Annotated in this window: 5 protein-coding genes; 3 read left to right on the top strand and 2 right to left on the bottom strand. The window is 40.4% G+C overall.

Annotated elements, in window-relative coordinates:
• Positions 1-2 precede the first annotated feature (2 nt).
• Both WFY05_RS09450 and WFY05_RS09445 read right to left on the bottom strand, forming a co-directional pair.
• A complete protein-coding gene (locus tag WFY05_RS09450) occupies positions 3-2,462 on the bottom strand; it encodes a glycoside hydrolase family 95 protein (protein ID WP_340112574.1) in 2,460 nt (819 codons plus the stop codon).
• Between the two features lie 205 nt (positions 2,463-2,667).
• Positions 2,668-3,591: an AraC family transcriptional regulator gene (locus WFY05_RS09445; protein WP_340112573.1), complete on the bottom strand. Its 924-nt coding sequence runs from the start codon at positions 3,589-3,591 to the stop codon at positions 2,668-2,670.
• Between the two features lie 383 nt (positions 3,592-3,974).
• Here WFY05_RS09445 and WFY05_RS09440 point away from each other — a divergent pair, with 383 nt between their 5' ends.
• The 3 genes from WFY05_RS09440 to WFY05_RS09430 are packed head-to-tail and all read left to right on the top strand — an operon-like array spanning position 3,975 to position 11,822.
• The gene (locus tag WFY05_RS09440) at positions 3,975-7,238 is read left to right on the top strand and encodes a SusC/RagA family TonB-linked outer membrane protein (protein ID WP_340112572.1); all 3,264 of its coding nucleotides are present in this window, start codon (positions 3,975-3,977) and stop codon (positions 7,236-7,238) included.
• 16 nt (positions 7,239-7,254) lie between these two features.
• Positions 7,255-9,072, top strand: coding sequence for a RagB/SusD family nutrient uptake outer membrane protein (locus WFY05_RS09435; RefSeq protein WP_340112571.1), 1,818 nt, complete (start codon positions 7,255-7,257; stop codon positions 9,070-9,072).
• A gap of 20 nt (positions 9,073-9,092) precedes the next feature.
• Positions 9,093-11,822: a SusC/RagA family TonB-linked outer membrane protein gene (locus WFY05_RS09430; protein ID WP_340112570.1), complete on the top strand. Its 2,730-nt coding sequence runs from the start codon at positions 9,093-9,095 to the stop codon at positions 11,820-11,822.
• Position 11,823: the final 1 nt, after the last annotated feature.

The raw sequence follows: 11,823 nt of genomic DNA, 5'->3' as shown, positions 1-11,823 counted from the left end.
TCTCATTTTTGGGTTAATTGGTAAACTTCTCCTTTTACGGTTTTAAATTCAACCGAACCATCCTTGTTAGTTTTTATTTTTACTTTTTCCCCGTCTTTGGTTACCTTAAGATTTACCCCGTTGTTGATGCGGCATATTGTTCCGGCTTTTGATATGATTTCAAGCTCGGTAATGGATTTGTCCTTCCAACTCATATCCAGCTCAAAACCGCCGCGGACACAAACTCCGTCAAAATGACCTTCATTCCATTCATCGGGTAATGCAGGCAGCAAATCAATAGCACCTTCATGCGATTGAACCAGCATTTCGGTAATACCGGCGGCAACTCCCATTGTTCCGTCAATCTGAAGAGGGGTGCCACATTTAGCGAACAATTGTGGATAGCACTGCTCCCGAATATATCCTTTAAAAACGGTATTGGCCCTGTTTCCATCATAAAGCCTTGCCCAAAGAGCCATTTTCCATCCCCGTGAAAATCCTGTTCCGCCATCTCCACGTTGCTCCAGTACTGCTTTGCATGCATCAATATATTGAGGGGTTCGTTTTGCTGAAATTACATTTCCGGGATACAAACCATACATATGAGAAAAATGCCTGTGTTTATCTTCCAGTTGTGCATAATCTTCTGTCCATTCCTGCAAAGTGCCATCTTTCCCGATTTTTGGTGGCGACAATTTTTGGCGGGCTTCGGCGACTTTTTTAGCAAACTCATCATCCAGTCCTAATATTTTAGACGACTCAATATAGTATTCGAAAAGGTCAGTAAGAATTTGAATGTCAATGGAAGAACCATAGCAAATGGTTGCAAAATAGTACATCCCTGTAACCTCGTCGTAAAAATATTCATAGCCGGGTCCTTTGGGTGGATTTTCAGGCGAAGTGGAGGGATTGGTCACCAGGTATTTCCCTTGCGGATCTTTAATCAAGAAATCCATAAAAAACTGAACTGCACCTTTCATCACCGGATAAAGTTCCTGGAGGTATTCCTTATCCTGTGTATAAAGGTAGTGATCGTACAACTGGTTGGTCAGCCATGCACCTCCAACAGTAAACGTACCCCAGCAAGGTCCGTCCATTGGGGCGGCTACCCGCCACAAATCGGTATTTTGATGAAATACCCAACCACCGGCGCCATAATGCTCTTTTGCCACCTGCGCTCCCTGGTCGCTGAGTTCTGTTACCATTTTGGTCAGCGGTTCAACAAGTTCAGCCAGATTGCCCGATTCAGCCGGCCAGTAATTCATTTCAGTATTAATGTTGGTGGTATATTTCGAATCCCACGGAGGATTCATATATTCATTCCAGATTCCTTGCAGATTGGCAGGTTGTGTGCCGGGTCTTGATGAACTTATCAGCACGTAACGGGCAAAATTGTAACACAACGATGCAAGACTGGCATCAGTATCCGTTTTTATTGCTGCCATTCTTTTATCTGTTGGTAGGTAGGAGTTTTTCGATACCGGAAGTTCCAGAGAGACCCGTTTGAAGTATTTCTGATAATCAAGCACCGAAGCAGTTGCCATTTCGTCAAAAGTTTTGCCCTTTATCGCTTCGAGCGCATCGGCCACCCGTTTATTTTGATCTGCGCTTACATTTTTATAATTTATAAAATTGGTTGCTGCCGCAATGCACATGGTCACGGCATTTGCATTTTCTACAATTAAATAGTCGTCTTCCGTTCTTATTGTCCCACCTTCAGAATAAGCTTTGAGTTGAGCTTTGTACCTCAGCTTACCTTCAATTCCCAGGTAATCTGCCGATTTTCCATTCAACATTAATCCATCTTCGTCTATCTCGTCCATGGAAAAATAATCAGTTGCATAATTGGAGTGGGCAGCATTGCGAACTCCACGTAACTGCGCCTTAAATGAGAGGCTGCCCGGTTTACTGGTTGTTATGTGCACAAGTATTACCTGCTCGGGAGCTGAAGAAAGAACCTCTCTGCCATACGTAACTCCGTCTATAGTATATTCTACGCCGGTTATGCCTGTGTTTAGATCGAGCCATCGTTTGTATTCGCTTATTTCCGAATGGTTTTCAAAAAAAAGAATAAGGTTAGCCAGTGACTGATATTTCTGTTGTTCAACCGGATAACCCATTAAATGTCTTCCAAATAATTTATGTGCTTTTATCGGCTCGCCGTCAAAAACATGTTTCTGAATTTGAGGTAGAAATTCTGCACCTCCTTCTACAACTGTTGAATATGGGCCACCGGTCCAGTAGGTATCTTCATTGAGCTGGATTCGTTCTTCATCATATTTCCCAAAAACCATGGCACCGAGCCTTCCGTTTCCCACAGGAAGTGCTTCTTCCCACTCTTTTGCAGGTGAGTCGTACCATAACAAGGTTGCCGGATCAAATTCCCTGTTTTCATTGTTTTCTGAAATGTTCTTAATCTGAGCAGATGCACAAACGGTTATTCCCGAACATAAAAGAAAAAGAAAGATTAAAGGTTTATTCATAAAGCTGGTTTGATTCCGTTATACGATCCTGTAATTTTCAATAAATATATAGATTCTGGATGGCTTAATGGTTTGTGATGAATCTGAAATTTAGAAATTTGCCTTAGTTTCTTTAGTGCCCGGTAAAGGACGATCCTGTATTCTCGTTTACACTATATCAATTTCTTCAGATGTAGATGATTTTATTTTCAGCTCAACCTATCCTTTATGTATTTGGTTTGTTCATTTTTGTAAAAGTACCCGGGCTCGATCCAATGTGCTTTGTAAATATTCGCGTAAAATAGTATTGGTCGCTGTAGCCAAGTCTGAACGCTACTTCTTTTATTTTAAGCGATCGACTGATTAAAAGTCGTATGGCTTCCTGCATTTTCAAATTAATGAAATAATCCATTGGAGAACTTCCTGTTTTATTCCTGAATATCTTGGTCAGGTGCGACTCAGATAGTTGGACATGATCCGAGATGTCAGATATTTTTATTGTTTTATTTATGTTACTTTGCATAAAAATAATAGCCATATCAACCGGATTTGTTCCTCTGTATCCTTTTGCAGCACGATAAGTTTCAACAAAAAAGAAGGAAGCCAGTAAACTGTTCAGACTTAAATTGGCAAAATTTATATTTTCTTTTGAAAAGCCTAATTCCAAAGTTGTCAACAGCTCATTGAATTGTTCGATCCTGTCGTCTATTCTCGATTTTGTTGATTGTTTTATCGTAGTGATTTTGCCAAAATGTTCAGTAAATCCGGAGCTGCGTTTACCTCTGAAGTGTAACCAGTAAATCGACCAAGGGGTAGCAGGAGATGCCCAATAAGTATGCGCAACATGCTGTGGAATCACAAAAAAGCTGTTTGGTTCGAGCTCGTATTTTTTGTTTTCAATTAAAATTGTTCCATTTCCGTCGATGCAATATATTAATATACAATCATTTATTCCCTTTTTTCTTTCTCTGTAATGATGTTTTGCATGGGGATAAAATCCAATGGCAGTTATGTATAATTCCTTTATTAATGGATTTTCTTTAATATTCTTTAATTGTTTATGGGATAATACAACGCTTCTGTCTCCCGTAAAACTATCCGATTTGCCAAGTAAAGGGGCTGCCAGGTTTTTATCCATTTTATTCTCCATCAGAACTGGTTTAAATTCTCATATCAAAGAAAAGATAATGTGATCAGATTGTCAAATTATTGGTTCTTTTAAATATCTTGTCTTTTCTATCATAGCTGTGGCTGATATCCTTTTTTGATTTTTTAAGCTTTATCATAAAATTTTTAAAGTTATTGATATGTAGGTATTTGAGAGTGTTTGTTTTGTGGATTTATTTTTGATGACTAGGATTTTTTAAAATTCAACCTGGCAATATTTGTCCTTTTGTTGAAAATGTATTTTGTACAATTAAGATAATTAATAATCGGATAGTGCAAATAATTGCAATATTATCCATTTACTCAACTTGTATTTCCCCTTAATTTTGTATTTGATTGTATAAAACTGAATTAAAACTAAAGCTTATGAAATTATCGAGCAGGAATAGCATACTGCATACATGTCTTCGACCTGTCTGGATTTTTCTTTTTCTTTTTTTGTGCGGGGCTTCATTTGAAGCAGCTGCATCCAGTTCCGAAGAAAAGGACGAGTTAAATGCTATTCAAGAAAGTGTAAAAATTAAGGGTACTATCGTTGATGAAATGAATGAACCCATTCCCGGAGTAAGTGTCGTCATTCAAGGTACTACGAAGGGTACAGTTACAGATGTAAATGGTACTTTTGAACTTGAGGTTCCCCTCAATTCGGTTGTAATGGTATCATACATTGGCTTCGGTTCTCAGGAAATTACCATTTCCGGAGATCAAACAGAATTCAACATTGTTTTACTAGAGGAAACGGAAAGTCTGGAGGAAGTAGTGGTAGTAGGTTATGGTGTTCAAAAGAAAGAAACCGTAACCGGATCGTTATCAACAGTTTCTTCGGAAGAATTGGTTTCGCAACCGGTAAGCAGTGTTTCGCAGGCCCTGGCAGGGCGTCTCCCGGGTTTAATTGCCAATCAATCCGGAGGTCGACCCGGTAAGGATGCTGCTACAATAAAAATCCGCGGTATCGGAACCCTCGATCAGGGTTCCGGCTCAAATCCACTAATATTAATCGATGGAATCGAGCGGGATCAGACAGCATTAAATTTTCTTGATCCCAACGAAATTGAATCGCTGTCTATCCTTAAGGATGCATCTTCAACCGCCGTTTTTGGTGTTCGGGGAGCAAACGGTGTAATTCTGGTTACAACAAAACGAGGAAAGAGCGGTCCTGCCCAAATTAATTATAAAGGTTCGATGGCCGTAATGGTTCCAACGTTTAAGATTGATCCTGTTGATAGCTACACGCAAACAGGCTTGGTAAACGAATACATGGGCTTTGCAGCCAATTCTACAGATCCAACTGCACCATATCCACAATCGATAAGAGACAAGTTTAAAGGTGTTGCTGATGGTAATCCGCTGAACCCCAATGATCCGTATTTTTATCCAAGTACTAATTATGCTGATTTGATGCTTAAGGATTATGCCTTACAACAACAGCATAATATAACTATTGGAGGTGGTACCGAACGACTTAAATATTTTGCCTCGTTGGGATACTTTAACCAGCAGGGAATGTTTGAAAATCTAAATCCTAATCTTGATAAATCAACCAGTTATAAAAGGTACAACTACCGTACAAACATCGATATAAACATTACACAAACCACTTTGGCCAAAGTAAATATCGGGGGAAGTTTTAACGAGAATATCTCATTAGGACAAGCCGGAAGAGAACCTGCAGAAGGTTTTTACTGGAATATGCTGGTACACTCTTCTCCCTGGGATGGATATGTACAGGACGACAAAGTTGTACTGCTTCAGGACAATGCCAACTCTGTACTGCTGAACAGTGATATGCGCGGTTATACCATTGAACTTCAAAATACAGCTGACTATAGTATTGTTCTCGATCAGAAACTGGATTTTATAACTAAAGGTCTGTCGGCTAAAGGAACAGTATCTCTTGTTAGTTATTTCCAAAACTTTATTCGCAGGGATAAGGATGAAAAGAAACGTCCTTACTGGCGACCTTACCTGAATGAAGATCAGAGTGTAAGTTTGTACCAGGTGCAGGAAGATGTGCTACCGTATAATTCAACCTCACAGAGTAAAACACGAAAAGAGTATTATGAATTTGCACTGAATTATAACCGTAATTTTGGTGGCGGACATAATGTAACTGCCTTGGCACTGGTAAATGCCGATAAATCACACTTTTCTGAATCGTACTGGAATGAAATTCCGAGAGCCTATTTGGGGGTAGTTGGCCGTGTTACCTATAATTACGCCAACAGATATATGCTTGAATATAACCTGGGCTACAATGGTTCTGAAAACTTTGCAGAAGGAAAACGATTCGGTTTTTTCCCTGCATATTCAGCCGGATGGACGTTTACCGAGGAAAACTGGCTAAGAAACCTGATTGGTGAAAAAATACTGACTTATGGTAAGTTGAGATTTTCGTATGGAAAGGTGGGTAACGATCGCATGAACCAACGCTTTTTGTATTTACCCGACAAATATGTAATGAACAATTATGCCTATTACGGATGGCGTGATACAGGAATTAACTTCGGATTGCCTGGTGAAGTGCAGAATTATCCAATGGCTTACCAGGGGGCTGCCGGAAACCCGAACGTAACCTGGGAAACTTCAACAAAAATAAACTATGGTGTCGACCTTCATTTTTTGGATAATAAACTGACAACCAAGTTTGATTATTTCACCGAAGATCGAACCGATATTCTAATCAATCAACAAGTTGTTCCAGTCTATCAGCAAACAGGAGAACTGGCACTTAATCTGGGCCATGTTGAAAATTCAGGATATGAAGTGGAACTAGGCTGGAGTGAAACAAAAAACAACTTCCGGTATTGGGTAAATTTAAATTACTCATTTGCCCGAAATAAAATACTGAAGATGGATGAGCCACAGCAACCGTATGAGTACAGGATGCAAACCGGAAGACGAGTTGGAGAGATGTGGGGCTACATCCAGGAAGATTTCTTCAGAACAGAAGCCGATGCCAATGCCTATCGCGATGAATTATGGGCAACTTACAGTGCACTAAATCCTGACGCGGACAAATATTCGTACCAGGCTTATCAGATATTTACGGCCGGTCATGATGTGTCAGCCGGCGATTTGAAATTTATCGACAGGAATGGCGACGGTTTAATCAATAACCTCGATGAAGGTTACCTGGATACTCCAAGTTTCCCTGAAACCATGTTTGGGTTGAATACAGGATTCGAACATAAAGGATTCTCCTTATCCGTCCTGTTGCAGGGAGCTTCTAATTATTCAATTAATACGAGAACAAACTATAATCCAACTCCGAACAAAGGAACAATACTCGATTTTGTAATGGATCGATACACTCCGGAAAAATATGCAGCGGGTGAAAGTATTGAATATCCCCGGCTATTAAATACAAACGATAACTGGAAATATGTTGGGACATACTGGATTAAGGATGCTACATATCTTCGACTTAAAAATGTTGAAGTGGGTTATACATTTAATTCTGATGTGAAGGTTATTAAGAATCTTGGATTGAACAGTTTCAGGATTTTTGCTAATGGAATGGACTTGCTTACGTTTTCGAAGATCAAAAATATCGATCCGGAAACGACGAATGGAGTACTTCGTTACCCCAGATCAAGAGTGTTTAATTTAGGGGTAAATGTTCAATTTTAATTGAAAACAGGATATCATGAAAAAGAATAAAATACATCAGATAATAAAAGCTTGTTTAATTGCAGTCGTATCGCTTTCTGTATTTTCTTGCCAGGACAATTTTCTGGAAAAACCAGCAGGAGCCGATATCACATTAGACACAGTTTTTGCATCGACAAACAATGCACAACAGCTCATTTTTTCGCTTTATCACGATGAATACTTTGGAGCAGATAATATCAACCTGAGTTGGTGGGACGGCTACCTGAGCTGGTCGGATATTGGCGAGCAAATGTACGTTCCAAATATCAGCGATAATCAATACATGAAATACGTTAACGGTACGTTGAGCTCTACAACAAGCCAGATTTATCCGCTCGACAAATTATATCTGGCCGTAAGAAACTGCAATACATTTATTGAAAAATCAGGTGATATACCAACTTCTTCTTCGACTGAGCAGGAATATGTAAAACGTATGCTTGGAGAAGCTCACACTCATATTGCCTATCAGTATTTTAAAGGATTTAAAAACTGGGGAAGTCTACCGTGGATCGGGAAAAGAATGGTAGGTGGAGAAGATCCAATTCCAAGAGCAGCCTTTGGCGACATGATCGATAGCATGGTTTACCATTTAGATTTGGCAGCAACCTTGTTGCCGGAACAGTGGGAGGATCGTTGGACAGGGCGATTTACCGTTGCAGCATCAAAGGCTTTAAAAGCTAAAATATTGGTTTATGCGGCAAGTCCGTTATATAATGGGCCTACTCCTGAATATGCTTCAGGATATGAACATCCAGAAGTGTTAGGTTACGGGAATAGCGATGATCAACGCTGGCAACGAGCCGCAACTGCCTGTAAAGAAGCTATAGATGCTGCTCATGCCGTCGGACACGCGCTGTATACCGGCGGTGGTGTTGAACACAGTATTTACGAACTGGCCATAAACCTTACTGATGAACACATTATTTATCAGCGTTTTGATCCGGGTAACTCAGAAGGCGGCTGGGAATACACGCACAATATGATGAACTGGCCATACGGAATTGGCTGGTACAATCGTGTTGATGTTACCTATCAACCCACTTTTCAGCATGTAGATGGTTACCAATTGCGTAACGGTAAGTTCCCGATCTCAGGTTACGAGAACGGCGACGGGACAAAACCTGTAATCTCACAAGCCGGTATTGACGCCGGATATAACGATCAGGAATACTGGAAAGATAGAGACCCGAGATTTTATCAAAATGTGGTGTATCACGGATCAGAATTTGGAACAAGTTACAACAGTAAGTTGATCAATTTTGATATCGATCCTTCTGTTCCCGACAGAACACATGGCGACTGGACAGAGTTTAAAACCAGCTTTATGGTACGCAAATTTGTAAACGAAGAATTGGGAGCAGGTCCTTCAGTGGTTTACAGACCGGTGCACCCAATTATTCGTTTGGCCGAGTTGTATCTTCTTTATGCTGAGGCATTAAGTGAAGCAAATAACGGCCCTACAGCAGAAGCCATTCAGTATTTAAATGAAGTTCGGTCACGTTCCGGGATGCCGGGATATGAAGCCGGTAATTATGAGGGGTCTTCAGCGAGAGAACAATTCCATAACGCGATTAAATATGAGCGTCAGGTAGAATTTTTCCTTGAAGGTCAGCGCTATTTTGATCTTAGAAGATGGAAAGAAGGTGATGAGTTGCAGCTGGATATGGTTGGTGCAATTATTAATGATGGAGTTGTGTCAAGGAATAAGATCAATTGGGTGGATTTCTTTGAAGATAAATATTACTTCCATCCGCTCCATAATGATTGGGTTAACAATACTCCGGGACTCTATCAAAATCCAAAGTACTAACCAGACTAATTATGAATATTATGAGAAAATATTTAAGCAAAATAATATTACTTCTAATCTCTGTGCTTGGATCGCTTTGTGCATGGGCGCAAAACGACTCCCTGGAGATTATTGAAGTAAAGCACAACGACGAAATAAACATTGCTTACGGCTTACAAAAGAAACTCAACGTTTCCTCATCAATGGCTACTGTTACAGGCGAGGAGCTTTCAAAAGGTGCTGTAAGTAACTTTGGCAACACCCTTTATGGTAAACTGGCCGGTTTATCGGTAATACAGGGAGGAGGAGAACCTGGCTATAATTTGCCCACGCTTCGGATAAGAGGTGCAAATGGTGATCCACTGGTTATTATCGATGGATTTGAAAGAGATTTAACCTATTTGAATCCTGAAGAAGTAGAAACAGTTTCAGTACTGAAAGATGCCGCTGCCGTTGCGTTGTTCGGAATGGAAGCCGCCAACGGTGCAATCCTGATTACCACAAAGAGAGGTAGAGTTGATGAGAACATTATTGATGTAAGTATTCAGTCAGGTCTTCAGAGTCCTTCAAATACAATTGATGTGTTGGGAGCGCGGGATTATATGACCTTGTATAATCAGGCAGCCGCAAACGATGGGCTAAGTGCAAAATATTCTGATGCCGATATTGCAGCTGCCGGAACATCACCTTTGTACCCCGACGTTGACTGGTACGATCAGGTGGTAAAAAATGCATCAAATATTTCAAGGGCAAATGTGGGAATCAGAGGTGGTTCTGATTTTATCCAGTACTACGTTAATGTTGGATTTTTGTATAACAATGGGATGTACAAACCTGAAAATCCTGACATGAAAGCCAACGCTAATTTAACTCAGTTGAACCTGAGATCGAACATTGATATTAACATATCAAAAACTACGCGATTCTCTATGGATTTGTCGGGGATGATGAACAAAAATACATTCCCTGCTTATTCTGCCGGCGAGATTTGGACTGCATTGTCTACCCTTCCGCCAAATGCATTTAATGTAATTAATCCGAACGGAAGTTATGGAGGTACATCCTTGCTTAACAATAATCCGTTTGCAATGATTGAATACGGAGGAAAAAACAACTCGGTTACCAGTTTCTTAAATGCCGGTTTTTCGTTAACGCAAAAGCTCGATTTTATTGCCGAAGGTCTATCTGCCGGAATTGGATATGTATTGGATAACGGAGCTGTTAACGGTGACGGTAACTGGAGGTATTTCCCTTATTCTCAAATTGGATCGGCTGCTGGCGGAAGTTACAGTTACTACTCGTATCGCGAAGCTTCGTCGTATAATGTTTGGAGCAATGCCAGCAGTGTAAGAAACAATGTGGTTACTGCAAACATTAGTTATGACCTGACTACTTCGGAAAACCACGATTTAAGTGTCTTGCTTCGATACCAGGGTGATAAGGAATACCGCGAGAATACAGATTTGTCCCCATACCTCACCAATAATTATGGGGCGCGGGTGCAATACGCTTATGCCGGTAAATACCTGTTGGAAGCGTCGGCCAGTTATTTTGGTTCCGATCAGTATGCCGAGGGGGATCAGTATGGTTTCTTCCCGTCAGTTTCTGCAGGATGGATATTCTCAAACGAAGATTTTATTGGTGAAGAAAGTGCTATCAACTATGGTAAACTAAGAGCATCATATGGTATTACCGGTTTAAATCGTTATGTAAACGGAAGATATCCCTTTACACAGTTTTATACGGGTGGAGGTTCTTTCCCCATAGGTACAGGCTGGGACATTATTAATGGTATTCAGCCGGGAATGTTGGCCAATTCTGATATTCAGTGGGAAATTTCCAGGAAACTAAATATTGGTATCGATCTGGAGATGTTCGATCACCTGACTTTTGCCTTCGATTACTTCCTGGATAATCGATCGGATGTTTTATACATCGATTACAATCATCCTTCGGCAACGGGAGCTGATTTACCTTATGAGAATATTGGAGAGCTTACCAACTCAGGATTTGAATTTGAATTAGGCTACTCTTCGCAAGAGAATGAATTTAAATGGTTCTCGAACCTCGTATTCTCATATTTCGACAATACCATCGATGAAATGGGCGAATCGCTGAACGGATCGGATTTGGCACAACTGAACAGAACCGGAAACTCAGTATCGACCGTTTATGGTTACCAGGTTGAAGGAACTTTTGACAGTGAAAGTGACATTCAATCGTCACCAACTCAAACTTTTGGTACGCCCCGGGTAGGCGACCTGAAATATGCTGATTTAAACAACGATCAGGTTATCGATTCAAGAGATATGACCGCAATAGGTGATGTTGTAGGTAACGTGGATGTTGGTCTGAATCTCGGACTAGAGTACAAAGGATTTGATCTGGAAGCCATGTTGCAAGGACAGTTTAATCGCGATATTTTACTTTCTGAAAGTGTCCTTTACCAACCATTCTTAACCGGTAATGCTGCTACCGAGATTGTAAACGAAAGCGATTTTCCTGCTTTGTCGTTAACCAATACAAATAATTACCAGGCTTCTACATTCTGGGTGCGAAAAGGCGATTTCATAAAACTTCGCAACATCGAACTTGGATATTCGCTCTCGGAGAATTTTACCACCCGAATTGGAATGGAAAAAGTAAGATTCTTTGTCCGGGGTGTTAATATGCTGACACTAAGTGATTGGGATTACACGGATCCTGAATTTACGGGAATCGGATATCCCCCGATGAAATCCTATTTTTTAGGTTTAAATCTTAACTTTTAAA

The sequence above is a fragment of the Maribellus mangrovi genome, assembly GCF_037646455.1.
Classification (GTDB): Bacteria; Bacteroidota; Bacteroidia; order Bacteroidales; family Prolixibacteraceae; genus Draconibacterium; species Draconibacterium mangrovi_A.
Note: the sequence above shows the minus strand (reverse complement) of the source record. Positions and strands in the feature narration are given on the sequence as shown.